This window comes from Pseudomonas sp. SMV71 (genome assembly GCF_052042015.1).
Classification (GTDB): Bacteria; Pseudomonadota; Gammaproteobacteria; order Pseudomonadales; family Pseudomonadaceae; genus Aquipseudomonas.
Window position 1 is genome coordinate 77,401 of sequence record NZ_JBKGGU010000002.1, and the last position, 26,840, is coordinate 104,240.

The window sequence follows — 26,840 nt, forward strand, 5'->3', positions numbered from 1 at the left end:
GGCCTGTATTCGGCTCTGACTCACGGAGAGAGATCGCTTGAAAAGGAAGCTGTTATTCATCGCGCTGCCAGCAATAATGTCCCTCGTTCAAATGGCACCATCCTGCGCGGATAACGCGAATGGGAAGAACCTATACCAACAGCGATGTGCCATGTGCCACGGCGCAGACATCAAGGGAACGGGACCGCTGGCCAAAAAAAGCGATCCTCCTACGCCTGATCTCACAAGTGCCGCATTCAAAAAACGCCTGAGTGATTATCCGGGCGTTATTGTCTCGTCGATCATACTTCGGCCCAATGGCGACCTGATCCCCAGAACCCTGAAAGAGAATGGCGTGAAGCTGGCGCCTTACGCTTGGAGGGTCCAGGATTTTCGCGATCTGAATCAGTACATGAGCAGTGTCATCTTCAAGAAATGAGCAGGGGTACGCGGAAAAACTGTGGGAGCGAGACTGCTCACTCCCACAGGGGGGCTTTCTGGGCGCGATATACAAACTACGCAAACCACTGGAAAAATTTTCCAATCAGCTTTGCCGTCTCGAATCCTTCACGATTGGAAAAAATGGCGGTAAGAACAAACGTCAGTCCGGGTAGAAGAAAAATAAGCGAGACCACCCTGCCACCGGCTAAAAAAAATATCAGGCCAACGATGGTGAAGCCAATGCCTGTCCACAGCGTATGTCGACGGGCTCTGGCCTGATCGGGGTATTTTTCGAACACGATACCTTTCCCGGAATATCGGTTTGGAGAGGTCGCTTAACAGCGGGGCCTAAAATCTAACTCTAGACGCCAATTTCATGGGAAACCAGATGAAACTTGCTCGCCCATAAGATGAGCGAATGCCCCAACCAGCTCGGTCAAGCTTTGCGATGCCGATGTACAAGGCCGATCTCACGATGGAAGGTCGCCTCCAGCTCCTCCAGCTCGCATACTTCACAACGTGAAAAACATCTGGTGCAGAAATCGGTCTACCTGCCTGCTGCCGAATGAGGAACGATCATATCGAGTGAATCGCATCTCTAAGATATATATTGATTTCTATCTTGCGATTCACGTCCTACGATATTCCAACCGTCGCAGCTAGCCGACGCCGGTGCAATGCCTGACTGAAGCGTCGGGACGCCCAAAAAAATACAATCATTGGAGTTCTGATGAGCCTATCGCCTTTCCATCTCGCAATTCCTGTCTACGACCTCGCTGCGGCACGCACCTTTTACGGTGAGGTGTTTGGCCTGGAGGAGGGGCGTTCAAGCGCTCAGTGGGTCGACTTCAACTTCTATGGCCATCAACTAGTCATCCATGAACAACCCAAAAACGCGTCACAGGAGAGTGTCCATAGCAACCCGGTAGACGGACACGACGTACCGGTCCCGCATTTCGGTATCGTCCTGGGTTGGGAGGAATGGGAAGCGCTGGCAAAACGCTTGAAGTCCTTTGGCACTGAATTCGTGATCGAGCCGTACATACGTTTCAAAGGGCAGGTCGGTGAGCAGGCCACCATGTTTTTGTTCGACCCGTGCGGCAATGCCCTGGAGTTCAAGGCTTTCAAGGACATGAGCCAGCTTTTCGCAAAATAGTGGGTGCGCGGCAACGTATGGGCTAAAGATTTCCAGCATGATAGAGCGATTCAGGCCGTTCATCGTCAGCCATGATCAACATCACCTAAAGCCCCCTTGATCAAGGAGGCAAACGCGCGGATTGCTTCTTCCTGGCGATATCGCCCTCGCGCCAACGCCCCTGCAAGGGCTTCACCCGCACCTACCAGGCCGGTGCAGCGGCTTTCCAACTCAGCCGCTGGCAAGGTCGCATGAGGCTTGAGCACACTGACAAACATCTGTACACAGTGATCCAGCAACTCCTGGAAAACCGCCGCTTTCTCCTCACTTCCCGCCAGGGCCGCGCCGACTGCGAAGAACTCATCGCTGTGGTCCGCTGCACATTGAATGTAGGCACTGGCCAGAATCTGGGCGGTTTCCTCCAGGCTCCGTGCGGTTTCGGTCATGGCGTCACGGAACGCATCGACCCGCTCGGTATCGATCCATCGGTAAAGCTCGATCAACAGGACTGACCGGGTTTCGAAATGGTCATAGACCACTGGCTTGGACACCCCGGCGCGGACAGCCAGATGCCCGAGGGTCAAGCGATCAGCGCCTTCCTCGCGCACGATCGATAGCGCCGTGTCGAGTAACTGGCTCCGCCGTTCGGCTTTCGAGAGCCGGCGCGTTGAATTCGGGATCTCGGGATTTTCAGGCATTTCGTCGCTCCGGCCCGACAAACCTACCATCGGTAGGTTTTCAGGTGTATGTTGATTACTCACCTACCAAGAGTAGGTTAATTCCTCCCAAGGAGAACATACTTATGTCTGTTAATCCTATCTTGTTCATGGGCGGCACCGGCGCCATCGCCCATCATTCTGCCCGGGCACTGCGCACCGCCCACCCCGACGTACCGCTGCTGATCGGCGGCCGCGACCTCGCCAAGGCCCAACGAGTAGCCGAGCAAATCGGAGGGGCGCAGGGCGTGGTGATTGACGCCTCTGCCAGCGACCTCGGACTGGGCGATCGGCCAGTCAGTGGCGTGGTGGTGTTTTACATGGATCATGCCCTCGCAGGGCTGCGCTTCGCCCAGATGCGGGGCGTGCCGCATCTGAGCATATCCTCGGGGATCTTCGAGATCGCCCCGGAAATCGCGACCTTCATGCACAAGCCAAACGCGGCACCCATCGTCCTCGGATATGAATGGATGGCTGGCGCGACCACCGTGGCGACGTTGAATATCGCCAAGGCCTATTCTCGGGTGCGCGAGATCAAGATCAGCGCGCTGATCGACGAGCAGGACACCGGGGGACCGACTGTTGCCAGCGACTTTGAACATCTGAACAAAATGCTCCCCGCAGCCATGACCCGACGCGACGGCGAGTACATCTGGCGTGAAGGAGAGGGCGCCAAGGCGACTTTTCGTGCAGTGGACGGCCGGGAGATCGAATCCACCGGATTCTCCTCCATAGACGTGGTCGGGCTGGCGGCTGCCACGGGGGCGGCTGACGTGCAGTTCAACATGGCTATCGGCACCAGTTCCAGCCGTCGCCAGGGCGACCCAATGTCCACCGAAATCATCATCGAGCTGGCGGGTGAGGGCAAAAATGGCGAAGCGTTGCGCACACGCCACGCGGTGGTTCATCCCGCCGGCACCGCACCGCTGACTGGCCTCAGCGTTGCGATGCTCCTTGAGCAGCTGCTTGGGTTGGACGGGCGCGCGCCTACTGCGCCGGGACTTTATTTTCCTTATCAACTGCTGGATGACGCCGCGTATCTGGAGCGTCTTGGACGAGAAGGAGGAACGTTACGCGAGTTGCCTGTCTAGACGGCACTGATGCGGCTTCGGTGCTCCCCCGGCGAATCTGCGAGCAGCCTTTTTTCGGGAGGGACCGAAGTCGATCTTCCTGGCATGGAACAAGTCCGTGGACTATTTTGGGGGACCGACGTCGCATTTTCAGGGAAGGAGAAAAGCGGTGAACAAGCTGAACAGCTATACATCCATGGATGCGCTCAACAGCAAGATACTCGAACACTGTATCCCCATTGCGACGGTGCGAAGCACCGAAATCCTTCAGTTTGATTCAGGCACAGGAAGTCAGCTCGCGCTGTCCTCCAAGGCTTACCCCTATACCGCCCTTGGTTCAATCAACATTATCCAATCCAACCATCAGATCGATGATCATGTCATTACCCAGTACCAAAACCGATATGGCGCGAACATCGGTTCCACGCACCTTGCCACCCAGCTGATCTTGCTGGACTCAACCGATGAAGCACAAATCAAACGAGCTATCAGAAGAGATGCCAGATACACAGACCCTAAACATATCAATAGAAACCCATCGGCATCTGTGGTGTTCGGTATAAACGATCGTGCGCTCGCCGAGAAAGTCCAGTGGTTCATGGAGAACATAGAAGAAACCAGAAAAGGTTTTGAGACCATGGCCGCCCGTTTGACACCTCAAGGTGAATTCGGTCGACGTTTCAGCGAGATCGTCACACTAAACAGCGCCAACTACGACCTGATGCGAAATGTGAAATCCTGGCTCTATGATGCATATGGCTCAAGCCAGCCAGGGTGGGAGAGATTTGTCCACCATGACATCTATTCAGCCAGGCGAGTCAGAACTCACTTTGAGAATCTGGGTGATGCGGGGAAAACCGAGGCCCGTGGGGAATATGCCGCAACCAAATTCCTGCTGACCATCGAGGGGCAGAACTACCAGATGAAAATCGGCAAAGCTGCCTCGGGAAGAACGAATGGGATAGACCAGATCTGGACCCGCCGGAATATGTTGACGGGCGCTATCGAGGAGTACCTGATAATCGAATCCAAAGGCAGTCTGGGCGGCACCCTTACAAACACGGAATACGGGCAGCAGATGTCGCCGAGGTGGGTGTTCAACTGCCTGATCGGATTATTCGGCACCGATTACAGGTTGGCCAGCTCGGCAGCTTCCGATAAGTATGCGAAGCAGACGCTGGTGGTAAAAATTCTGGACGCGATGATAAACGACACCATTCCGGTGACTGGCTATATCTTCCAGGCAATGACGGGCCTGAAAGTTGGGGCCCAGTCCTTGGCGATCAGTAGATTGGGTCGATACAGCCTGATCAATGCTTACCAGAAAGCGAAGTCCACATGAGGTCTTTGAAAGTAGCGCTCAGGGAGGTGAGCCGGGTTGTCCTACAAAGCCTGAGCAGCGGGGTGGCGGCCTTTTGATTTCAGCTGGTTCCCGGAAGAATCTGCGCCCTCTCTATGACCGGGCCTGTAGAAACGACGCAAGGAAGTCGATATGCGCCGTGGCCTTGAGCTTATGTGCTTTTTTGACGGGCGTGATTATCGATAGATAGCGTTAGGGCATCAAGCCAGGACTGCTCAAGATCAGCAATTTCAGGGCCCGCACGTGCGGGCCCTGAAATTGCTGTTTGCCGTTACTGCGCCGCTTTCTCGATCAGACTGGCGACCACTTTCGGGTTGGAAACCATCACCACATGGGAGGCGCCTTTCACCACCACGGTTTGCTTGGAGTGCGCACGCTCGGCCATGAACGCCATGGCTTGAGGCGGGATGTTTTTGTCCTTGTCGCCATACACGAACCAGGACGGGATGGTTTTCCAGGCCGGATCGGTGGCGGCTTCGTTCAGCGCGGCGACGGTGATAGGGCGTTGACCGATTGCCATCAGGCGCGCTTCAGCTTCGGGGACGTCGGCGGCGAACTGATCGTGGAATTTATCCTGCTGGATATAGAGGTCCTTGCCGCCGTCGACCAGCTCGACTGGTGCTGACAGGGCAGAAGCCAGGGTGCCTCCGGGGAAGCGTCCAGACAGTTCCGCCGCGGTCTCGCCCGCTTCCGGAGTGAAGGCCGCCACATACACCAGGCCTTTCACATTCTGATTGCCGTACGCCGCCTCACTGATCACCGCGCCGCCATAGGAATGGCCGACCAGGACCACCGGGGTCTTGACGCTCTTGACGATGCTCGCCACGGATTGGGCATCACTGCTGACGCCGCGCAGTGGGTTCGCCGCTGAAATGACCGGATAACCGTCCTTCTCCAGAATCTTCGCCACGCCGTTCCAGCTCGACGAGTCGGCGAAAGCGCCGTGTACCAGAATCACGGTGGGTTTGACCTCAGCAGCGTTGGCGAAACCAGCGGCGGCGAAAGCGGTGGCGAAGGCCAGGCCAGAAAGAATCTTTTTCATGAGTCACTACCTGTAAAGAGAGAAGAATGTGGTTTCGGTTCTATTTGCCCGGCGCTGTTAGACGCTCACGTGCAGCCGTACATCGACGTTGCCCCGGGTGGCGTTGGAGTAAGGGCAGACCTGGTGGGCTGCGTCGACCAACGCCTGGGCATCGGCTTGGTCCAGGCCTGGCAAGTTGATGTACAGATCGATGTCCAGACCAAACCCGCCGGGGATCTGGCCGATTCCCACGTGCGCGGTGATCGAGGTGTCCGCCGGGATGCTGCGTTTGCCTTGGCTGGCGACAAATTTCAGCGCGCCGATGAAGCAGGCCGAGTAACCGGCGGCAAACAGCTGCTCAGGATTGGTCGCTTGGCCGCCTGCGCCACCGAGTTCTTTTGGCGTGGTCAGCTTGACGTCAAGGATGTTGTCGCTCGAAACAGCGCGGCCATCACGGCCACCGGTGGCGGTTGCTACTGCGGTGTAGAGTGCTTTCATGGTGTTTCTCCTGAGGCTTGATCCAGACGTTTCGGGTGATGTTTGTTGCGCTTAATGTTTGTGCGCTAAGAAGTTGTGGTGAATTTAGTGAATAAAACATTAGTGCGCAAGATAAATTTTTAAAATTTTATCAATTGATGCGTAACGCATTGTTTTTAAAGTAAATATTTTTAGACGTGGCGTATGCGCGAGGTGGCCCCATGCATACGTCGTTCATCTCGATGATCCCAATCATGGCTTCGCAGGAGCGACGACTACCGAGACGGGGCTGTGCACTGCCAGCGAAAAGCGTGCGGCGGTGTGCTCATGAGCTGATTCCAATCGACCTTTTCAACAAGGCAGACAATGGCGCGGCGGGATGCCTGGACGTTGCTATCCCCTCAAGACTCCGACCGCAGCCTGCGCCACAACGTGGTCCGGCTGATCCCGAGGCGACGGGCGGCTTCGTCGTGATTGCCGTGGCAGCTCTCCAGGGTTTCCTTTACATGCCGCAGTTGGGCAGCCTTGCCGATGGTGTGCAGGTCCGTTTCGCGTGAGGATTTTTTCCGGGCAGGTGAAGGGGCAGGGCCTTCGCACAGTTCAGGCAGTACGCGAGCCAGGTACCGCTCGTCCACGCGATGCCCCTGAAGCAGTTCGTGCGCCGAGAGCATCGCCCGCTCGATCACGTTCTCCAGTTCACGGACATTGCCTGGCCAGGCATAACGTTCGAGGTATGGCAGCAACGCGGCGGGTATTTCTGCGGCGCTCGCCGGCTGGCCCTGGACGAGTAAGCGCTGGCTGATGCTTGCGCAGATCAGGGCAATGTCCTCGGGCCGTTCGCGAAGCGGTGTGGTTTGCAGGCGCAAGATGTTGAGCCGGTAATAGAGATCGGTACGAAAATCGCCATTATCCATCGCGGCACGCAGGTCCTGGTGGGTGGCGGCGATGATGCGCACGTCGATGGCGATGGGTTCGGTGCTGCCCAGGCGCAGGACTTCGCGCTCTTGCAACACGCGCAGCAAGCGCGTTTGCAGCGACACGGGCATGTCGCCGATCTCGTCGAGGAACAGCGTGCCGCGGTGCGCCGCCTCGAACAGCCCCGGTTTGCCGCCTTTGCGCGAGCCGCTGAAGGCGCCTTCCTCGTAGCCGAACAATTCACTTTCCAGCAGCGACTCGGGAAACGCCGCGCAGTTGATAGCGACGAAAGGGCCTTGCCGGCGCGGACTTTCGTTGTGGATCCCTTGGGCCAGCAGTTCCTTGCCAGTGCCACTTTCGCCGGTGATCAGGATCGTCGAATGGCTGGCGGCGAAACGTTTGGCCAACTGCAACATGTCGCGGTTGACCTTGCTGTGGCCGTTGAGTTGTTCGAGCCGATAGCGGGCGCTGAAAGCGCCGGGGCGGCGGGCGGAGCGGATGCGTTGGTCTGCACGCTGTACGGCGGTAATGTCCTGGCAGGTGAGTACCAGGCCTGTGCGCTCGCCGTTTTCGACGATAGGCAGCAAATTGCTGACCACTGCGTGGGAACCCAGCCGGATCACCCGGTTTTCTTCACTGGCCCCCTCCTGCAATGCTTGCTGCAAGTCCAGTTCCGGACACAGCTGTTGTAAAGGCCGGCCCAGGGCGGCGCTGACCGGCAAATCCAGCAGTTGGGCAAGGGCCGGATTGAGGGATTGCACCACGCCCTGATTATCGACTGCCGCTACGCCGGCGGGGATATGTTGCAGCACGGCGTTCAGATGCCGCCGCTTGGCGATCTCCACGCGTTGGCTCTCGAGAATGCCCAGGGCTTCCTCCAGCGCTTTGCGCGCGGTGTCCTCGCTCAGCGACAGGACGCCGTGCAGCCCCGCCTGTTCTGCCAGCTCAACTACCGTCGAGGAGCCGATGATGCTGCGGCAACCTGACCGGGCCGCCTGCTCGACGGCCTGGCGGGCTTCTTCCAGGGTGGTGTAGGCGGCCTGGTGAACCTGGACGGTGAATAGCGCGGCCATGGCTTGCAGATCCCGGTCGATGTGGTTGTAGCTGAGCACGGCGACCCGGGAGGAACGCTCGCGGGCCTGTCCCAGCGCCCGTAGCAGGTCACCGCTGCCGACCCGCATCGCCAGTACCGGGCGCGTCAGGTGTTTGCGCAGGTAGGCGGCGGTGGCGCCGGCGCAGACGAATACATCGACCTTGGCCGCTTCTTCCAGATCACGGGCGGTCTGCAGTGCTTCAGCCACCGCCGTGTCGAGGACTTCGATATGGGTGCCGGGGTATTGCGCCGTGAGTTCGGCTACCACGTGGGCGAGTCGACTCCGTTGCCGGGGGCGCTGCAAGTGGCTGATCAGCACGACGACCTGGGAGGCGAAAGCGTCCATGGTAGAACCTGTTCATGGTTGAAATGTTTCGATACTGAATGAGTCTGTTGCAAACATGCAACAGCGTGCGCGTCTTTCGCTACTCCGCAAACTGCCCGGGTCCAGGCTTTATGCGGCCTGCGGCTGATTCTTGAAGAGTTGGCCCAGGCCTTGCTCTTACGGTTCAGCCAACTCAGAAACCAAGGGCAGGGCTTACAGACCCATGAGCAGTTCACCAACGATTTCTCCACCCTGCGATACGCTCGCGACCATGGCTGCCGATCACCGCTTGGCCGAATTCATCCGTGAGCAGGCTTTGGCAACGCGGGTGATCATTCAGGCGCGCAAACGCCTGAGCGGCGGCGCCATCCAGGAAAACTGGCTGCTGGATCTGCTGATCGAGGGCGGCCCCTGGGCTGGTGACAGGCGCTGGGTGCTGCGCAGCGACGCGCTCTCTGCGCTGCCGGCCAGCCTCGATCGCGAACAGGAATTCGCGGTGTTGCAGGTGGTTTATCAGGCCTGTGTGAAAGTGCCGCGCCCGCTGTGGCTGTGCCGCGATGAACGGGTGCACGGGCGGGTGTTCTTCTTGATGGAGTATGTGCCGGGTATCGCTGCCGGACGCGTGCTCAGTGCGAACGCCGGAGCCGGCCAGGCGCGGCTGGCTGTACAGCTTGGCGCCAACCTGGCGAGGCTGCATCAGGTTCGCCCGCCGTGCGCCGCACTGGACTTCCTGCCGGCGCCGGACAGTTCCCCCGCCCTGGTGACCATCAGCGCCTACCGCCGCTACCTCGACACCCTGACCGACGCCTATCCGGTGCTGGAGTGGGGCCTGCGCTGGTGCGAGCTGCATGCGCCACGCGACAGCTCCCTGTGCCTGTTGCACCGTGACTACCGCACCGGCAACTACCTGGCCAGCGAACAGGGGCTCGAAGCCGTGCTCGATTGGGAGTTCGCCGGCTGGGGCGACCCTTGCGAGGACCTCGGCTGGTTCACCGCCCGCTGCTGGCGCTTTACACGCCCGGACCTCGAAGCCGGTGGCATCGGTCAGTTGGAAGATTTCCTGCACGGCTACCACCAGGTGTCTTCGCGGCGTATCGAACGCAGTCAGCTTCATTACTGGCAGGTCATGGCCACCCTGCGCTGGGCAGTGATTGCCTTGCAGCAGGGGCAGCGCCATCTGTCAGGCGAAGAACCTTCTATTGAGCTGGCGCTGACCGGACGGCTGCTGCCGGAGCTTGAGCTCGACATCCTGCATATGACCGGAGCCGAAGCGCCATGACCCAACCCAACGCCCACGAACTGCTCGAAATCGCCCGCACGACGCTGCTGGAGCAGTTGCTGCCCGCGCTGCCCGGCGAGTTGCGTTACCCGACCCTGATGATTGCCAATGCCATGGCCATCGCGGCCCGCGAAAGCCGCCTGGGGCCCCAGGCCGAGGGCCTGGAGCAGGAGCGGCTGACCGCCTTGGTCGGCGCAGGGCCATCGACGTTGCCCGACCTGCGGCGCCAACTGGTCCGCGCCATTCGCCAGGGCTGCCATGACACCCCGCCAACCCGCCGCACCCTGGTCGAGACATTGCACCAGATCACCGTCGCCCGATTGGCGATCAGCAATCCCAAGGCCTTGCCCTGAAAGGCTTCAGCCACCCCATTCTCCCGACAGACAAGCACGCAGAAGGACAACCATGAACTTCACCCTCCCGGACGAGCTGCTCGCCTTGCAGGCCAAGACCCGAGACTTCATCGCCGAACAGGTCATCCCGTTCGAGAACGACCCACGCCAGGACAGCCACGGCCCCAGCGACGCTCTGCGCCAGGATCTGGTGGCCCGCGCCCGCGCCGCCGGCTTGCTGACACCTCACGCCAGCCGCGAAATGGGCGGCCTGGAACTGAGCCATGCGGCCAAGGCGGTCGTCTTCGAAGAGGCCGGCTATTCGCCGCTGGGCCCGGTGGCGCTGAACATCCATGCGCCGGACGAAGGCAATATCCACCTGATGGACGTGGTGGCCACCGAGGCGCAGAAGGACCGTTGGTTGCGTCCGCTGGTTCAAGGTCACGCCCGTTCATGCTTCGCCATGACGGAGCCTGCTCCGGGCTCTGGTTCGGACCCGTCAATGCTGCGTACCACGGCCACCCGCGATGGCGACGACTACCTGATCAACGGCCGCAAGTGGTTGATCACCGGGGCCGAAGGCGCCGATATCGGCATCATCATGGCGCGCATGGAGGACGGCACGGCGACCATGTTCCTGACCGACATGCAGCGTGACGGCATCATCCATGAGCGTCAGCTGGACTCGCTGGACAGCTGCTTCACTGGCGGCCACGGCCAGTTGCGTTTCGACAACTTGCGTATTCCGGCGAGCGATGTGCTCGGTGAGATCGGCAAGGGGTTCCGATATGCCCAGGTGCGACTGGCACCGGCGCGCCTGACGCACTGCATGCGCTGGCTCGGCGCCGCGCGCCGCGCCCACGACATCGCCTGCGACTATGCGCGCACCCGCGGCGCCTTCGGCAAGGCACTGGGCGAGCATCAGGGCGTGGGCTTCATGCTGGCCGACAACATGATGGACCTGCATGTGGTACGCCTGGCGGTCTGGCACTGTGCCTGGGTGCTCGACCAGGGCCAGCGTGCCAATGTCGAATCAAGCATGGCAAAGGTGATCAGCTCCGAAGCGCTGTGGCGTGTGGTTGATCGTTGCGTGCAGGTGCTGGGAGGACGTGGGGTGACCGCCGATACGGTGGTAGAGCGGATCTTTCGCGATATCCGCCCGTTCCGCATCTACGACGGCCCGAGCGAAGTGCACCGCATGAGCCTGGCGAAAAAGTTGCTCGATCAGCGCCTGGAGGCCCACTGATGCAGCCGAACCTGACCCGACTGTTCGCCCTCGACGGGCGCCGCGCTCTGGTGACCGGCGCCTCCAGCGGCCTGGGCCGCCACTTCGCCATGACCCTGGCCGCCGCAGGCGCCGAGGTGGTGGTCACCGCAAGGCGCCAGGCACCGCTGCACACGCTGGTCGAGGCCATCGAGGCGGCGGGAGGGAAGGCTCGGGCCTTCGCCCTCGATGTGACCTGTCGTGAAGATATCTGTCAGGTGCTTGATGCTGCCGGTCCGCTGGACGTCCTGGTCAACAACGCAGGGGTAAGCGACAGCCAGCCCTTGCTGGATGGCGACGATGACAGCTGGGACCGTGTACTCGACACCAACCTCAAGGGCGCTTGGGCGATGGCCCAGGAAAGTGCCCGGCGGATGGTCGCCGCAGGGAAGGGGGGCAGCCTGATCAATGTCACCTCGATCCTCGCCAGCCGTGTGGCCGGTGCCGTTGGTTCCTATCTGACGGCCAAGGCCGGCCTGGCCCACCTGACCCGCGCCATGGCGCTGGAGTTGGCGCGCCATGGCATCCGGGTGAACGCCCTGGCGCCTGGCTACGTGATGACTGACCTGAACGAAACCTTCCTGGCCAGCGAGGCCGGGGACAAGTTGCGCTCGCGTGTGCCAAGTCGCCGTTTCAGTGTACCGGCCGACCTGGACGGGGCCTTGCTGCTGCTCGCCAGCGATGCCGGGCGGGCCATGAGCGGCGCTGAGATCGTAGTCGATGGCGGCCATCTGTGCAGCAGCCTGTAACGCGCCCTGACGCAATAACAACAAGAACAGGAGGTATGTATGTGCGTGCAAGACCTGAGCAATGTGTCGATGAGGTTCCTCCCATGATGGTTCCTCCCCTCGAGCACGACCTGGCTCCCAATGAAGCCAACCATGTTCCGCTGTCGCCGCTGTCGTTTCTCAAGCGTGCCGCGACGGTGTACCCGCAGCGCGATGCGGTGGTCTATGGCGCCAGGCGCTACAGCTACCGCCAGTTGCACGAGCGCAGCCGCGCCCTGGCCAGTGCCCTGGAGCGGGTCGGCGTGCAACCGGGCGAACGGGTGGCGATGCTGGCGCCGAACATCCCCGAGATGCTCGAAGCCCACTATGGCGTGCCCGGTGCCGGGGCGGTGCTGGTATGCATCAACATACGCCTGGAGGCACGCAGCATCGCCTTCATCTTGCGTCATTGCGCAGCCAAGGTGCTGATCTGCGACCGTGAGTTCGGTGCCGTGGCCCACCAGGCACTGGCCATGCTCGATGTACCGCCGTTGCTGGTGGGCATCGACGATGAACAGGCTGAGCGCGCCGACCTGGCCCTTGACCTGGACTACGAAGCTTTTCTGGCCCAAGGCGATCCCGGGCGGCCGCTGAGTGCGCCGCAGAACGAATGGCAGTCGATCGCCATCAACTACACATCCGGGACAACGGGTGACCCCAAGGGCGTGGTCCTGCATCACCGCGGCGCCTACCTCAACGCTTGCGCCGGGGCGCTGATCTTCCAGTTGGGCCCGCGCAGCGTCTACCTGTGGACTTTGCCGATGTTCCATTGCAACGGGTGGAGCCATACCTGGGCGGTGACCCTGTCCGGAGGGACGCATGTGTGTCTGCGCAAGGTCCAGCCTGACGCGATCCACGCCGCGATCGCCGAGCATGCCGTCACTCACCTGAGCGCAGCGCCGGTGGTGATGTCGATGCTGATCCACGCCGGACATGCCAGCACGCCTCCCGGGCCGGTGTCGGTGATCACCGGCGGCGCCGCGCCGCCCAGCGCGGTCATCGCCGCGATGGAGGCACGCGGCTTCAGCATCACCCACGCCTACGGCATGACGGAAAGCTATGGCCCCAGCACGCTGTGCCTGTGGCAACCGGGTGTGGACGAGTTGCCGCTGGAGGCCCGAGCCCAATTCATGAGTCGCCAGGGCGTCGCCCACCCGATGCTTGAAGAGGCCTCGGTGCTGGACACCGATACCGGCCGCCCGGTCCCGCCCGACGGCCTTACCCTGGGCGAACTGGTGGTGCGTGGCAACACCGTGATGAAAGGTTACCTGAACAATCCGGAAGCCACCCGCAGCGCGCTGGCCAATGGCTGGCTGCACACGGGCGACCTGGCCGTGCTGCACCCGGACGGGTACGTGGAAATCAAGGACCGGGCCAAAGACATCATCATTTCCGGGGGCGAGAACATCAGCTCGCTGGAAATCGAGGAAGTGCTTTACCAGCACCCCGAGGTGATGGAGGCCGCGGTGGTGGCGCGTCCGGATGCGCGCTGGGGCGAGACCCCTCACGCCTTTGTCTGCCTGCGCGTTGATGCGCTGGCCACCGTCACGGAGGGCGATTTGATCCGCTGGTGCCGTGAGCGCCTGGCGCACTTCAAGGCGCCGCGCCATGTGTCGTTCACGGAGTTGCCCAAGACCGCCACCGGCAAGATCCAGAAGTTCGTCCTGCGCGAGTGGGCCCGGCAACAGGAGGTGCAGACTGCCGATACCGAGCACTGATCGACTTGCAGCACCTGTACACCCATAACAACAAGTACATTGATCGAGGTGTCCCATGTCCAGTCCGTTGTATGCACGTGTTCGCGCCAATGTCCGGTTCCAGCAATTGGTGGCGCGCAGAAACCGTTTCACCCTGAGCCTGTTCCTGCTGATTCTGACCACGTTCTATGCCTACATCGGGTTGGTGTCGTTCTGGCCCGAGCTGATTGCCAGGCGCCTGGCCCAGGGGTCGAACATGACCGTCGGCGTTGCGGCCGGCGCGTTTGTGTTCGTGTTTTTCTGTGCGTTATCGGCGTTCTACGTGTACCGGGCCAACGGCGAGTTCGATCGCCTGACGCACGCGCTGCTTGCCGGGCTGGAAGAGGAGCAGGGCGCATGAAGAAACTACTGCCTCTGGCTTTGTTGCTGCACTCCGGCCTGTTGTTGGCTTCGCCTGCGCTCGACGCGGGTCAGCGTCAGCCGCTCAACCTGTCTGCCATCGGCATGTTCATGGTGTTTGTGCTGTTCACCTTGTGCATCACCGGGTGGGCGGCGCGGCGCACGCGCTCGACAGCGGATTTCTACAGCGCCGGCGGCGGCATCCTGGGCTGGCAGAATGGTCTGGCGCTGGCCGGGGACTACATGTCCGCCTCGACGCTGCTGGGGATCACCGCGCTCATCTACAGCTCCGGAATGGATGGCTATATCTACCTCATTGCCTTCTTCGCGGGCTGGCCGGTGTTACTGCTGTTGATGACCGAGCGGCTGCGCAACCTGGGCCGCTTCACCTTCGCCGACATCACTTCGTACCGCCTCGACCAAGGCAAGGTGCGCACCATGGCCGCCATCGGCTCGCTGACCGTGGTGTGTTTCTACCTGGTGGCGCAGATGGTCGGGGCTGGGCAGTTGATCAGGCTGCTGTTCGGCCTGGACTACCACATCGCCTTGGTGATCGTCGGTGCGCTGATGATGCTGTATGTGACCTTCGGCGGCATGGTGGCGACCACCTGGGTGCAGATCATCAAGGCGTTCCTGCTGCTGATCGGCGGCTCGCTGGTGTTGTTCCTGGCGATGCGCGAGTTCGACTTCAGCTACGACACGCTGGTCAGCCAGGCCATGGATGTCCACACCCTGGGCGAACGGTTGCTGGCGCCCGGTAGCCTGCTGGCGGACCCGTTGACGGCCCTGTCACTGAGCCTGGGACTGGTGTTCGGCACGGCGGGGCTGCCGCATATCCTGATGCGCTTCTTCACCGTCAGTGATGCCCGGGAGGCCCGAAAATCGGTGCTCTATGCCACCGGGTTCATCGGCTATTTTTTCAATGTCATCTTCCTGCTGGGCCTGGCGTCGATCGTGATCGTCAGCCAGCAGCCGCAGTTCTTCGAAGGCGGGCAGGTGGGCGGCAAGCTGCTGGGTGGGGGTAACATGGTGGTCATGCACCTGGCCCAGGCGGTAGGCGGCAATCTGCTGCTGGGCTTTTTGTCTGCCGTGACCTTCGCCACCATCCTGGCCGTGGTGTCAGGCCTGGCCCTGGCCGGGGCGTCCGCCATCGCCCATGACCTGTATGCGCGAGTGATCAGGAAAGGCGCAGCCAGCGAGTCGCAGGAGCTGCGGGTAACCAAGCTGGCCACTCTGGCCCTCGGGCTGGTGGCAATAGCCCTGGGCATCGTATTCGAAAACATCAACGTCGCCTTTATGGTCGCGCTGGCCTTCGGAATCGCGGCTTCGGCCAACTTCCCGGTGCTGTTCCTGTCGATGTTCTGGTCGGGTCTGACCACCCGCGGCGCGTTGGCCGGTGGCTACGTCGGGTTGCTCAGCGCCATGGGTTTCGTGGTGTTCTCCAAGCTGGTGTGGGTGGATGTGTTGCATTTCGCCGAGCCGCTGTTCCCCTATACCCAGCCTGCGCTGTTCTCCATGCCGCTGGCATTTCTGATGGTATATGCCGTTTCCCGGCTGGACCGGAGTGTGCGGGCCAAGGCAGAAAGGGCGGCGTTCGCCGACCAGTTCGTACGGAGCCAGACCGGCCTTGGCGCCAGCGGTGCGGTCGATCATTGATCACCTGCGGCCGCTGGCGGATGCGTGCCAGCGGCCAGGTGAAAACTCGTTAATACCCCCTGAAAATCTCGCCGATGCTGGTGATCGGATGCCCCATGTGCTGCGCCGCCGCTCGGTTGACGAGAGAAGGCCTGAGGGCAAGCAGGGCACTCAGAAAAACGGCCAGCGTCAACACGGCCGGTAGAAAACCAAATCGGCGCATATGATCCTCCAGCGATTTTTCTTCAGGTTCGATCCGAAAGACCAGTATCACGCGGTTAGTGCCCGGGCGCTTTGTCGTGGGCGAATGACTGGGTGATGGCTGCAATGTCCTGGTCGCCATAGCCGATTGATGCCGCGCGCTGCGCGACTTGGCACACCGCGTCGAACACTGGCGTCCAAGCCCCTTGTGCATGCAGGGATTGGGCAATGTGCGCGAAGGCGTCTACATGTACATCGAGCCTCGCCTGGTCGCCTGCGAAATCCTGCGCTTCGAGCCGGCGTGCCGCTTCCTCGAGTGCGTCGGCGACGAAAAAGCGTGACGTGTCTAGCAGGAGCCTGGCTGTCTTCGAAACCGGCAGGCCAAACCGTTCGCTCGCACCCACGGCCTCGAAGAACGCAACCATCGCGGCAAACGCATGGGCGTGGAGCACGCTCGCGAAGGCCAATGCTTCGCCCCAGGGAAGGAACACCGTATGGCCGGCGAGCGCTTCAAGCAGCGACCGGTGCTGCTCGAAGGCCTCACGATCGCCGGCATGAATACTGTGGCTTTCGCGATGGCCGACGTTGCGCGGGTAGGCCACGATCATCCCTTTGACGTAATGGCCGCCCGCCCGATTGACGAGGCCCTGAAGCGCCGGTCCCTCGTCCTGGGCGTTGGTGGTGTAATCGACGATCGTACGGTTGGCCAGCGCATGCATCACGCCTGGCATCCCGAGCACCTCGTGGGTCGCGTGGTTGTCCAGGAGCACGAAGATCGTGGCCGGGCTTGCAACCAGCGCGGCTTCAACGCTGTCGCACAGGTGAGCGCCAGCGGCGACGAGCGACGCAGCCTTGCCGGGTGATCGATTCCAGATCGCCACGCGTTTGCCTTGCTTGACCAACGCGTGTGCCATGAGCGTTCCCATCGCACCCAGCCCGACCACGGACACATCAAACTCGAAACTTTCATCATTTTGTTCGCGCACGTTCAAAGCCTCTTGATTGTTGTTTTATGTGATGCCCCCCAGGAGAGCCTTTGTTCACCGCAGGTTCTGCGATCGGGCCCAGTCCGTTGCGTCAGCCAACGTGCGCTCGAAGGCGCTGAAGATCGCTTCGATGTCGCCCTGCGTGGTAATCAACGGCGGGCAGAACGCGATCGTGTCGTAGAGGGCGCGAATGATCAGCCCATGCTTGTGGGCCTGTTTGAACACGTAGCCACCCAGTGCACCTGGCTGGGCGAACGGTTTGCCGGTGGCCTTATTCGCAACTAGTTCGATCCCGCCCATCAGCCCGACGCCTCGGACGTTGCCGACCAGCGGGTGGTCTTCGAACGCGCGCAGGTGGCGCTGGAACATGGGGGCCAGGCGCTGGACATGGCCAACCAGGTCGCGCTCCTCGATGATGCGGATGTTTTCCAGCGCGACCGCGGTGGCGACGGGGTGGCCCGTGCAGGTCAGGCCATGGGCGAATGCCCCCAGGCGCTGGCTCTGGCTCACCAGTACATCGTTGATGACATCGGACACCACCACGGCCGCCAGCGGCTGGTAGGAAGAGGTGAGCTGCTTGGAGAGCACCATGATGTCGGGCTGGATGTCGTACAGCTGAGCCCCGAACATCGTACCCAGCCTGCCAAAACCGGTGACGATCTCGTCGATCACCATAAGAATGTCGTAGCGCCTGCACACTGCCTGGATTGCCGCCCAGTAGCCAGTGGGAGGAGGGATCACGCCGCCCGCTGCGATCACCGGTTCGCCGATGAAGGCGGCAATGCTTTCCGGCCCTTCGGCGAGGATGTAGCGCTCCAGTTCATTCGCCAGGCGGGCCGAAAAGGCTTCCTGCATCTCCCCAGGCCGGGCAAACCGGTAGAAGTTCGGGCACGTCAGGTGGTGGACCGGGATGGCCGGCAGGTCGAAGTCGCGATGAATCGAGGGGATGCCGGTCAGGCTCCCGGCGGCGATGGTGGCGCCGTGATAGGCCTGCTGGCGAGAGATGAATTTCTTCTTGTGCGGTTTACCCAGCGCGTTGTTCACGTACCAGACCATCTTCACCACCGAGTCGTTGGCTTCGGAGCCTGAATTGGTGAAGAAAACATGGTTCAGGTCGCCCGGCGCCAGCTCGGCCAGCTTGGCAGCGAGCGCCGCCGCCGGGGCGTTGGTCTTGTGGCTGAAGCTGTGGTAGTAGGGCAGTTGCCTGAACTGCTCGACGGCGGCGTCGACCAGGCGCTTTTCACTGAAGCCCAAGGCAACGCTCCACAGGCCCGACATCGCCTCGATGTAGGCGTTGCCTTGCTCATCGAAGACCCGCACGCCGTCGCCGCCGGCGATCACGAGGGGGCCGATTTCCTGGTGCTGCGCCAGGTTGGTGTTGGGGTGAATGAATGAAGCCAAGTCATTCTGGATGGTTGAAGTGACGTTGCTCATTGGCGTGATTTCCTGCCACGGACGGGTTGTCGACTGCATGCGATGAGCCTGCATGCGGCGCTGTATCGATACAGGCCGCGCCGCAGGCCCATGCAGTTACTGGCTAAACGCTGCCGCGACCGATTCGCCGAAGGCTTTCAGGCCTTCTTCGAGCTGGTCGGTCGGGGTGTTCACCGGTGGCATCAGCTTGATGATTTCGCCGTTCGGGCCGCAGCGGTCGACCAGCACACCCGCCTGCAGCACACGCTGCTGGGCATTCTTGGCGAATGCGACGTTGCCGCGACCGAAGTCGATGCCGGCGATCATGCCGCGACAGCGTGCGGAGGCGACGCCAGGAATTTCCGCGAAACCGGCGACCGCGCGCTCCATGGCCGCGCAGTTGGTGGCCAGCAACTTCAGGAACGACTCATCGCGCCAATAGCCGAGCGCGATCTGGGCCGTCAAGAAGGCCAGTTGGTTGCCGCGGAAGGTGCCGATGTGATCGCCGGGTTGCCATACATCGAGCCCGGCGCGAATCAATACGATCGCCATCGGCAGGCCGAAGCCGCCGATCGATTTGGCGCAGGTGATCAGGTCCGGCTCCACGCCTGAGCGCTCGAAGCCGAAGAAGTCACCGGTCCGACCGCAGCCGGCCTGGATCTCGTCACAGATGAGCAGCACGTCGTGATCGCTGGTCCACTTGCGCAAGCGCTGGAGCCAGTCGTTGGAGGCGGCATAGACGCCAGCCTGGATCTGCACGGACTCGACGATCACCGCCGCCGGCAATTCCGAGCCACTGCCCTGATCATTGGCCAGACGTTCGAGAAAGCCAATGCTGTCGAATTCACCGTAGGGGCTGTCTTCGTAGGGCACGAACACCACATCGGTACAAAGCCCAGGGCCGCGGCGAGTACGATTGCCGGTGACGGCCAGGGCACCGGCCGTCATGCCATGGTAAGCCCCGTAGAACGACACGATCTTGGTGCGTCCCGTCGCCTTGCGCGCCAGCTTCAACGCCGCCTCGACGGCATCGGCTCCGGTCGGGCCGGTGAACTGCACTTTGTAGTCCCAGCCGCGTGGCTTGAACAAGTCACGCTCGATCGCCTCCAGGAACTGGCGCTTGGTGGTGGTGTGCAGATCGAGGGCGTGGGTCACACCGTTGGACGACAGATACGCGATCAGGGCATCGCGCATGCGCGGTTCGTTGTGGCCATAGTTCAGGGCGCCGGCGCCGGCGAAGAAGTCCAGGTACTCGCGGCCGTCTTCACCACGGATCTTGCTGCCCTGAGCGGTATCGAACACCAGCGGCAAGTCACGGCAGTACATCCGCACGTTGGATTCGAGCCTCTCGAACGTTTCTATGTTGTTCATGCATTACCTCGTCAATTGATCTGGGCTACGTGGGTTTGGGGCGGTCAGTGCTTGAACATCACGTGGCGCACCACGGTGTAGTCTTCCAGCCCGTACATCGACAGGTCCTTGCCGTAGCCGGACAGCTTCACCCCGCCATGGGGCATTTCGCTCACCAGCATGAAGTGGGTGTTGACCCAGGTGCAGCCGTATTGCAGGCGAGCGGCCAGGCGATGGGCGCGACCGACATCGGCTGTCCACACCGATGACGCCAGGCCGTAGTCCGATTCGTTGGCCCATGCCAGTGCCTGGGCTTCGTCTTCGAATTGCGAAACCGTCACCACCGGGCCGAAGATTTCCCGGCACACCACCTCGTCCTCCTGCGTGGCGCCGGCCAGCACCGTCGGCTCGAAGAAGAACCCGCCACCCGCAGCGCGCTTGCCGCCGGTGACCACCTCGATGTGAGGCAGCTCCCTGGCGCGGTTGACGAAGCCCTCGACACGCTCCAGGTGCTCTTGGGTGATGAGCGGGCCCATCTCGGTCGTCGGGTCATCCTGGAGCCCGCACTTGATGCTGGACACGGCTTCGCCGAGCTTGCGCACGAACTCCGGGTAGACCGACTTCTGCACATAGAGACGGCAGGCAGCGGTGCAGTCCTGGCCGGCGTTGTAGAAGCCGAAGGCGCGAATGCCTTCAACGGCTGCATCGATGTCGGCATCGTCGAAGATCAACACCGGGGCCTTGCCGCCGAGCTCCATGTGCATCCGTTTGACGCTGTCGGCAGTGCCTTCGATGATGCGGCTGCCGGTGCGCACGGAGCCGGTCAGCGACACCATGCGCACCTGGGCGTGGCTGGTCAGTGGTTCACCGACCGAAGCGCCGCGGCCGTGGACGATGTTGACCACGCCGGCGGGGAAGATCTCGGCGAGCAGCTCGCCCAGCTTCAAAGTGCTCATCGGGGTGTGTTCCGAAGGTTTGAGCACGACGGTGTTGCCGCCGGCCAAGGCCGGACCGAGTTTCCATGCGGCCATCAACAGCGGGTAGTTCCACGGTGCGATGGAGGCGACTACGCCCACCGGGTCACGGCGGATCATCGAGGTGTGGCCCGGGATGTACTCCCCCGCCGCCGAGCCTTGCAGGCAGCGCACGGCGCCAGCAAAGAAACGGAACACGTCCGAGACGGCGGGTAGTTCGTCTTGCAGTACGGCGGTGAATGGCTTGCCGCAATTGTCCGCCTCCAGGCGAGCGAACACCGGCGCCTGGGCGTCGATCCTGTCAGCGAGTTTGAGCAGCAATGCCGAGCGGTCTTTGGGCGGCGTTTGGGACCACGCCTCAAACGCCGCATCTGCGCTTTGCACCGCGGCGTGAACCTGCGCGCGGCTCGCCTCGACGGTCTGCACCAGGACACTGCCCAGGGAAGGGTTGTACACGGCGAGGTCATCGCCTTCGCCGGCCACCAGGGCGCCATTGATCAGAAGTTTGGTTTGCATATCGATTCTCGCCGTTGAAAGGCACGCCAGAGGCCTGCCCCGTGGTTGTTGTCGGAGTGTTCGAATGAAGGGCGATCGCTACACCAGCGCGTCAGGTACCGGATAGCGGAAGAAGCTGGTCCGGCACGCCAGATAAACCGCACCCAGGCTGAGCCAGATACAACCCATGATCAGGGCGTCTTTATCCAGACTGGCGAGCATCCAGCCGGCCGTGACCAGGCCGATGAGTGGGAAGAGCACACCGCGCAGCAAGCCGGCCCCGTCCTTGACGCGGACATCGAACGTGAGGCGCAGCGCACACAGGTTGACTGCGGTGAAGGCGAGAAAAGCGCCGAAGTTCACCAGGGATGTGGCGGTGGCGATCGTCAGGCCAAAACCGGCGGTGCCAAAAATGCCGCAAAGCAGAATGTTGAAAACGGGCGTCTTGTAGCGAGGGTGCAATGCACCGAACAACTTGCGCGGCAGTTGGTTGTCCCGGCCGAGGGCATACAGCAGCCGACCCACGCTGGCCTGGAACGACATCCCCGCAGCGAAGTGAGCGATGATGATGCCCGCCAGGACCACGGCGAAGAACAGGTCGCCGCCGATCATGCGGGCGATCTCGAAGGCAGCCCCGTCTACAAGCTCGAACATGGGAGAGGGGTGCGCCAGGTGCATGAAATACGAAGAGCCGACATAGACCGAGCCGCCGATCAACGCGACCAGCAGGATGGCGCGCGGTAGCGTGCGGCCTGGATCATGGGTTTCCTCACTGAGCGTGGACAGTGCGTCGAAGCCCAGGAACGAATACGCGGCGATGGCGGCGCCGGCCATGCTGGTAGAGAAGGGCACGTCCTGATTGAAGAACGGCCTGGCCGACAGGAGTCCGCCAGGGCCGTTGACCGCGACGATGTAGTGCATGCACAGGCCGATGAACACGACGATGATGGCCAGTTGCGCGACCATCAACAGCACGTTGAAGCGGTTGGCGACCTGGATACCCAACACATTCAGCAGCGAGGTGGAGACGATGAACCCGGTGATCCACATCCACTGCGGCACTTCTGGAAACGCCATGTTGAGGTAACTGGCGCCGAGCAGCCAGATCAGCATCGGGATGAAGAAGTAATCGAGCAGGGCCGCCCAGCCCACCATGAAGCCGAGGTTGGCGCTCAGCATCTTGCGGGTGTAGGTGTAGGCCGAACCGGCGACCGGAAACACCTTGACCAGCCGGCCGTAGCTTAGCGCCGTGAACACCACGCCGGTCGCCGCGATGAGATAGGCCATCGCCGTGGTGTTCCCACTGGCCTGCGTGATCACGCCATAGGTGCCGAAGACGATCAACGGGGCCAGGAACGCCAGGCCGAACAGCAGCACCGAAAACGAGCCCAGGGTGCGCTTCAATGAAGCGCCAGGGATTGATCCGCTCATGACTGACAGCCCTCACGCGACGAAGTGGTAAGCAGTGGCGACGATTTCACGGTAGGTTTGCACGGACATCTCCTTGGCATTGCTGCCGTCGGAGAAGTTCTTCTTCGACTTTTCAGCGATGGCCAGGAAGTCTTCCTCACACACGCCTTTCACCTCGGCGAAGCGGGGAATACCCAGGTCCTTGCTCATCTGGAACAGGTAGCCGACAGCCGCCTCGGCGGCATCGACAGGCGAGAGGTTGGGGTCGATCCCCAACGCATAGGCGACCTGTGCGTGACGGGTGATATCGGCATCGCGGTTATGGCCGAACACAAACGGCAGGAAGATCGCATTGCCCACGCCGTGCGGCGTGTCGTACATGCCACCGATGGCTTCGGAGATGCAGTGCACGCTACCGACGTCCGCGTTGCCGAAGGCCATGCCGGCGATCAGGCTGGCCACCAGCATTTGCTCGCGGGCATGCAGGTTGCCAGGCTCCAGCACGGCAGGCTTGAGGTGTTGGCTGATGAGGCGGATGGCGTGCAGTGCGAGGCCGTCGCTGATCGGGTTCGACACGCGGCAGGTGTAGGCTTCGATGGCGTGGGTGAGGGCATCCATGCCGGTTGCGGCGGCAATCGGCGCGGGTAGCGTGTCGAGGATATGGGAGTCGAGCAGTGCCAAGACAGGGCCCACCCGGTAATCCTGAACGCTCATCTTGAAATGGCGGACCGTGTCGGTGATCACCGAGAAACAGGTCACCTCGCTGCCGGTGCCCGCGGTGGTCGGGATGGCGACGATAGGTGCAATGGCATGCTTAAGGGTGAAAGAACCCTCGTAGTCTTCGATCCGGCCCTCGTGGGTCAGCAGCAGACTGATGGCCTTGGCCGCGTCCATCGCGCTGCCGCCGCCAACGGCCAACAGGCCATCGATGCCTTTGCCGCGGTACAGTTGCGCCGCCTGGTTGATGTCCTCGCTGCGCGGGTTCGCTTTCACATCCGCGATTTCATCGAACGAAATGCCCGACTGTTCCAGGCTGGCATAGACGCTGGTCAACAGACCTGCCGCCTTCACCCCGGCATCGGTCACGATCAGGATGCGCGTCAGCCCGAGTTCCCGCAGATGTTCGCCCGTGCGCTCGCGCAGGCCAGGTTCCATCACGATTCTGGTGGGGAGTAAAAACTTGAATTCCATACATACCTCTTGCTCAGTTGTTGTCATTGTCGAAGGGCAGTGGAGGAGCATTGCGCCAGGCCGTGGTAGCAGCGCAGGCGTGTTTGAAGCTGGAATATTGTTATTTTGTGGGTGGGTGAATCGTGTTGCGCGAAGCCTCGTGGAATAAAAAGAGGGGCGGCCAAGCAACACGCCCCTAAAAGAGTGATTGCGCTAGCGCATGTGCCCTGCCAGCAGGGACAGCAGCGTGCCGGACAAGCAAGGCGGGAAGTCGTGTCCCATCCCGGGCAGCAGCACCAGGCTGGATCCACGGATCGCTGCCGCCGTGGCGTACCCGCCGCTGGTGGCGACCATGAGATCGTTGTCGCCATGGATGACCAGGGTGCGGCAACGAATCCGCTGCAGTTCCTGGGTGCGGTCGCCGGAATTGATGATTGCGCCGATCTGCCTGGCGGTGCCGATGTTGCCGGCCTCGCCACCGCCTCGTTCCCAGGCCGATAGGGCGTACTCCCGGAAGCCGGGCTCATTCCACTCGAGGGTCGAACCTATCAGGCGCATGATGTCCAGGTAGTCGCGAAGGCTTTCCTGCTCACTGCGCGGCGGGCGGCGCAGTAACTGCCGAATAGCCTTGAACGCGGGCTGACCTACGCGCAGTGATCCGGTGGTCGAGAAGATCGAAGTCAGGGTCCTGACCCGCTGTGGGAAACGGGCGGCGAGCGTCTGGGCAATCATGCCGCCCATCGACATTCCCACCACGTGCGCGGTTTCCAATTCCAAGCCGTTCATGAGGCCTATCACGTCAGTGGCCATGTCTCCCAGGTCATAGCCGGGGGTGCGCTTGCGCAAGAATTGCTGCATCGACGTGGGAGGCACGACGTTGGTGAAGAAAGACCGACCCGAGTCGCGGTTGTCCAGCGTGATGACGCGAAACCCTTGCTCGACAAGGCCGGCGATGATCGGCTGTGGCCAATAGATCAACTGCAACCCCAGCCCGACGATAAGGATGACCGCAGGCGCCGTTTCAGGCCCGTGGCTGCGATAGCAAAGGGTGCGCTTGCCTGGCAGTTCGCAGAAGCGATCGGTGCTCATTGACCGCTACCTTGTTGCTGCAGTTCGACCTGCGCGCGCAAGGGCGCGCTGGGTACCGAGGAGAACCCCAGGCACTTGTCGGCCACAGTGCCACGACGCAGGAGTTTGACGTCGCGGAAGTAATCCATCGACATCACCCAGGGCTCGCTGGGCCCCTGGCGCGGCATGCTGTCCAAGGCGCGTTGCACATAGCCGGCACCGAAATCCAGCAGAGGGCGGGTCTCGATCCCCTCTGGCGCCTGGGGCTCGCAGACGTTGTAGCCGTGGCTGTCCATGAAGCCCAGCAAGCGACAGAAGTGGTCGCACAGCAGGCAGACTTTCAGGGTCCAGGAGGAGTTGGTGTAGCCCACCGCGAACGCGAAGTTGGGTACACCGGAGAGCATCGTTCCTTTGTAGGCCAGGGTCTCACTCAGCACCACAGGCTTTTCATCCTTGTACAGGCTGATTCCTCCGAACATCTGCACATTCAGCCCTGTGGCTGTAATCACGATGTCTGCTTCCAACGTTTTGCCGGACTTCAGCAACACGCCGGATTCGGTGAAACGCTCGATATGGTCGGTGACGATGTCAGCCTTACCCATGCTTATCGCCTTGAACAGATCGCCTTCGGGAACCGTGCACAAGCGCTGATCCCAAGGGTTGTAGGGCGGATTGAAATGCACGTCGACCGGATAGTCTTTCGGCAGCTCCTTGCGCGTGAGCCACAGGAGCAGTTTGCGTGAGAGCTTGGGGAAGCGCTGGCAGAAAGCCCAGAAGGCCAGGGTAATCCTGGCGTTCTTGTAGCGCGTCAGGGAGTAAGCGGCCTGCTCGGGCAGGACCTTGCGCAGAAACGCCGCAACCGCATCATTGGCGGGCTGGTTGATAATGTAGGAAGGCGTACGCTGCAGCATCGTGATGCTGGAAACTTTATCCGCCATCGCCGGGATCAGGGTCACCGCTGTCGCGCCGCTGCCGATCACTACGACACGCTTGCCCGTGTAATCCAGGTTCTCCGGCCAGTGTTGCGGATGGACGATCTGTCCCTTGAACTGTTCGGTCCCCTCGAAGCGCGGGCTGAACCCTTGCTCGTACTGGTAGTATCCGCCCGCGCTGAACAGCCAGCGGCATTCGATGATGCGGACTTGCCCTGTATGACCGTCCTGCACCCGCACTGCCCACAAGCCTTTGTCCGATTGCCAGTTCGCCGAGACGACTTTCTGCTTGTACTGGATGAGAGACGCCAGCTCATACTCGTCGACCGCTTCACGCAGGTATTCGAGAATGTCTGCGGCGTCCGCCAGGGATTTCGCCTTGGTCCAGGGCTTGAAGTCGAAGCCGAAGGTGTACAGGTCCGAATCGGAACGGATGCCTGGATAGCGAAACAAGTCCCAGGTGCCGCCCATTCGTTCACGGGATTCGAGAATCGTAAACGTCTTGTGGCGCTGATGGCGGCGCAGATACGCGGCCGCGCCGATGCCAGACACACCGGCTCCCATGATCAATATATCGAGTGGCTCCACCGGAAGAGCAGTGTGCGAGGACATAGTGCCTCCTATTATTGTGTTATAGAGACTGATCTTATGACTTGATCATTTGACCATGATGATGGGATCGATAGGTCGAGGCAAGGTGCAAAATGCACCTCGAAGTAATTTATTTGGGACGATTTAAACTTTCCGCTCGCAAAGACGCTGACCTCCACCCGCTGTCGCTGAAGCCGTAATCAGGCGAGGGGAGTAGAAGCGGCTATCTGGGCTGCGTGACTTGGGAGGGGCATTTCACGCCAGGCGACTCAAGGACTTCGAGTCGCCATGAAAGCGGTTTGGCAAGAGATGCGCGCGGCAGGATGCGGCAGTTCGCCTGGCTAT

At 61.4% G+C, this 26,840-nt stretch carries 25 protein-coding genes and 1 pseudogene; 11 read left to right on the forward strand and 15 right to left on the reverse strand.

The genetic code is table 11. The annotated features are described in order from the left end of the window. Positions 1–76: 76 nt before the first annotated feature. Positions 77–418, forward strand: a complete 342-nt coding sequence (locus ACLEJQ_RS02245; protein WP_440792117.1) for a c-type cytochrome — start codon at positions 77–79, stop codon at positions 416–418. A 76-nt stretch (positions 419–494) separates the two neighbouring features. Here the strand turns inward: ACLEJQ_RS02245 and ACLEJQ_RS02250 are convergent, their stop codons facing one another. Together ACLEJQ_RS02250 and ACLEJQ_RS02255 are read right to left on the reverse strand one after the other, a co-directional pair. Beyond that, positions 495–719, reverse strand: coding sequence for a hypothetical protein (locus ACLEJQ_RS02250; protein WP_440791765.1), 225 nt, complete (start codon positions 717–719; stop codon positions 495–497). Positions 720–794: 75 nt separating this feature from the next. Then, positions 795–1,010: pseudogene (locus ACLEJQ_RS02255) on the reverse strand (LysR family transcriptional regulator); the annotation flags it as partial. Positions 1,011–1,150: 140 nt separating this feature from the next. On the opposite strand from ACLEJQ_RS02255, the gene ACLEJQ_RS02260 reads away from it, so the two are divergent. Continuing rightward, entirely contained in the window at positions 1,151–1,576 is a 426-nt protein-coding gene (locus ACLEJQ_RS02260; protein ID WP_440791767.1) for a VOC family protein, read from the forward strand. Between the two features lie 65 nt (positions 1,577–1,641). Here the strand turns inward: ACLEJQ_RS02260 and ACLEJQ_RS02265 are convergent, their stop codons facing one another. Further along, entirely contained in the window at positions 1,642–2,253 is a 612-nt protein-coding gene (locus tag ACLEJQ_RS02265; RefSeq protein WP_440791769.1) for a TetR/AcrR family transcriptional regulator, read from the reverse strand. A gap of 104 nt (positions 2,254–2,357) precedes the next feature. On the opposite strand from ACLEJQ_RS02265, the gene ACLEJQ_RS02270 reads away from it, so the two are divergent. Continuing rightward, positions 2,358–3,362 carry an NAD(P)-dependent oxidoreductase gene (locus ACLEJQ_RS02270; RefSeq protein WP_440791771.1) on the forward strand — a complete coding sequence of 335 codons (1,005 nt, stop codon included), beginning with the start codon at positions 2,358–2,360 and terminating at the stop codon, positions 3,360–3,362. 148 nt (positions 3,363–3,510) lie between these two features. Beyond that, positions 3,511–4,683 carry a hypothetical protein gene (locus tag ACLEJQ_RS02275; RefSeq protein ID WP_440791773.1) on the forward strand — a complete coding sequence of 391 codons (1,173 nt, stop codon included), beginning with the start codon at positions 3,511–3,513 and terminating at the stop codon, positions 4,681–4,683. Between the two features lie 289 nt (positions 4,684–4,972). On the opposite strand, the gene ACLEJQ_RS02280 is transcribed toward ACLEJQ_RS02275, so the two are convergent. The 3 genes from ACLEJQ_RS02280 to prpR all read right to left on the reverse strand — a co-directional run bounded on the left by ACLEJQ_RS02280 (position 4,973) and on the right by prpR (position 8,553). Beyond that, positions 4,973–5,743 (reverse strand): alpha/beta fold hydrolase, encoded by a 771-nt coding sequence (locus ACLEJQ_RS02280; protein ID WP_440791774.1) that lies wholly within the window; start codon positions 5,741–5,743, stop codon positions 4,973–4,975. Positions 5,744–5,800: 57 nt separating this feature from the next. Continuing rightward, positions 5,801–6,220: an organic hydroperoxide resistance protein gene (locus ACLEJQ_RS02285; RefSeq protein WP_440791776.1), complete on the reverse strand. Its 420-nt coding sequence runs from the start codon at positions 6,218–6,220 to the stop codon at positions 5,801–5,803. 380 nt (positions 6,221–6,600) lie between these two features. Next, a complete protein-coding gene (gene prpR, locus ACLEJQ_RS02290) occupies positions 6,601–8,553 on the reverse strand; it encodes a propionate catabolism operon regulatory protein PrpR (protein ID WP_440791778.1) in 1,953 nt (650 codons plus the stop codon). Positions 8,554–8,755: 202 nt separating this feature from the next. Between prpR and ACLEJQ_RS02295 the strand changes: the two genes are divergently transcribed. The 7 genes from ACLEJQ_RS02295 (at position 8,756) to ACLEJQ_RS02325 (ending at position 15,926) form a co-directional block, all read left to right on the forward strand. Continuing rightward, complete coding sequence (locus tag ACLEJQ_RS02295) at positions 8,756–9,811, forward strand: phosphotransferase family protein (protein ID WP_440791780.1); 1,056 nt, start codon at positions 8,756–8,758, stop codon at positions 9,809–9,811. Then, on the forward strand, positions 9,808–10,164 hold the full coding sequence (locus ACLEJQ_RS02300) for a DUF6285 domain-containing protein (protein WP_440791782.1): 357 nt from the start codon (positions 9,808–9,810) through the stop codon (positions 10,162–10,164). The genes ACLEJQ_RS02295 and ACLEJQ_RS02300 overlap by 4 nt, the downstream gene beginning before the upstream one ends. Before the next feature lie 52 nt (positions 10,165–10,216). Beyond that, on the forward strand, positions 10,217–11,389 hold the full coding sequence (locus ACLEJQ_RS02305) for an acyl-CoA dehydrogenase family protein (protein WP_440791783.1): 1,173 nt from the start codon (positions 10,217–10,219) through the stop codon (positions 11,387–11,389). Further along, positions 11,389–12,156, forward strand: coding sequence for an SDR family NAD(P)-dependent oxidoreductase (locus tag ACLEJQ_RS02310; RefSeq protein WP_440791785.1), 768 nt, complete (start codon positions 11,389–11,391; stop codon positions 12,154–12,156). Before ACLEJQ_RS02305 ends, ACLEJQ_RS02310 begins: the two co-directional genes overlap by 1 nt. An 83-nt stretch (positions 12,157–12,239) precedes the next feature. Further along, complete coding sequence (locus ACLEJQ_RS02315; RefSeq protein ID WP_440791787.1) at positions 12,240–13,892, forward strand: long-chain-fatty-acid--CoA ligase; 1,653 nt, start codon at positions 12,240–12,242, stop codon at positions 13,890–13,892. 55 nt (positions 13,893–13,947) lie between these two features. Then, positions 13,948–14,271 carry a DUF485 domain-containing protein gene (locus ACLEJQ_RS02320; RefSeq protein WP_440791789.1) on the forward strand — a complete coding sequence of 108 codons (324 nt, stop codon included), beginning with the start codon at positions 13,948–13,950 and terminating at the stop codon, positions 14,269–14,271. Then, a complete protein-coding gene (locus tag ACLEJQ_RS02325) occupies positions 14,268–15,926 on the forward strand; it encodes a cation acetate symporter (protein WP_440791790.1) in 1,659 nt (552 codons plus the stop codon). The genes ACLEJQ_RS02320 and ACLEJQ_RS02325 overlap by 4 nt, the downstream gene beginning before the upstream one ends. 49 nt (positions 15,927–15,975) lie before the next feature. Here the strand turns inward: ACLEJQ_RS02325 and ACLEJQ_RS02330 are convergent, their stop codons facing one another. The 9 genes from ACLEJQ_RS02330 to ACLEJQ_RS02370 all read right to left on the reverse strand — a co-directional run bounded on the left by ACLEJQ_RS02330 (position 15,976) and on the right by ACLEJQ_RS02370 (position 26,516). After that, positions 15,976–16,179 carry a hypothetical protein gene (locus ACLEJQ_RS02330; RefSeq protein WP_440791792.1) on the reverse strand — a complete coding sequence of 68 codons (204 nt, stop codon included), beginning with the start codon at positions 16,177–16,179 and terminating at the stop codon, positions 15,976–15,978. Between the two features lie 4 nt (positions 16,180–16,183). After that, the gene (locus ACLEJQ_RS02335; protein WP_440791794.1) at positions 16,184–17,092 is read right to left on the reverse strand and encodes an NAD(P)-dependent oxidoreductase; all 909 of its coding nucleotides are present in this window, start codon (positions 17,090–17,092) and stop codon (positions 16,184–16,186) included. A gap of 54 nt (positions 17,093–17,146) precedes the next feature. After that, positions 17,147–18,565, reverse strand: coding sequence for an aspartate aminotransferase family protein (locus ACLEJQ_RS02340; protein WP_440791796.1), 1,419 nt, complete (start codon positions 18,563–18,565; stop codon positions 17,147–17,149). 57 nt (positions 18,566–18,622) lie between these two features. Further along, positions 18,623–19,876 carry a diaminobutyrate--2-oxoglutarate transaminase gene (locus ACLEJQ_RS02345; RefSeq protein WP_440791798.1) on the reverse strand — a complete coding sequence of 418 codons (1,254 nt, stop codon included), beginning with the start codon at positions 19,874–19,876 and terminating at the stop codon, positions 18,623–18,625. Between the two features lie 44 nt (positions 19,877–19,920). Continuing rightward, positions 19,921–21,345 (reverse strand): gamma-aminobutyraldehyde dehydrogenase, encoded by a 1,425-nt coding sequence (locus ACLEJQ_RS02350; protein WP_440791800.1) that lies wholly within the window; start codon positions 21,343–21,345, stop codon positions 19,921–19,923. A gap of 78 nt (positions 21,346–21,423) precedes the next feature. Beyond that, positions 21,424–22,755 (reverse strand): APC family permease, encoded by a 1,332-nt coding sequence (locus ACLEJQ_RS02355; RefSeq protein WP_440791801.1) that lies wholly within the window; start codon positions 22,753–22,755, stop codon positions 21,424–21,426. 12 nt (positions 22,756–22,767) lie between these two features. Continuing rightward, positions 22,768–23,925 (reverse strand): iron-containing alcohol dehydrogenase, encoded by a 1,158-nt coding sequence (locus tag ACLEJQ_RS02360; RefSeq protein ID WP_440791803.1) that lies wholly within the window; start codon positions 23,923–23,925, stop codon positions 22,768–22,770. A gap of 192 nt (positions 23,926–24,117) precedes the next feature. Next, entirely contained in the window at positions 24,118–24,993 is an 876-nt protein-coding gene (locus tag ACLEJQ_RS02365) for an alpha/beta fold hydrolase (RefSeq protein ID WP_440791805.1), read from the reverse strand. Next, positions 24,990–26,516 (reverse strand): flavin-containing monooxygenase, encoded by a 1,527-nt coding sequence (locus ACLEJQ_RS02370; RefSeq protein WP_440791807.1) that lies wholly within the window; start codon positions 26,514–26,516, stop codon positions 24,990–24,992. Before ACLEJQ_RS02370 ends, ACLEJQ_RS02365 begins: the two co-directional genes overlap by 4 nt. Positions 26,517–26,840 lie beyond the last annotated feature (324 nt).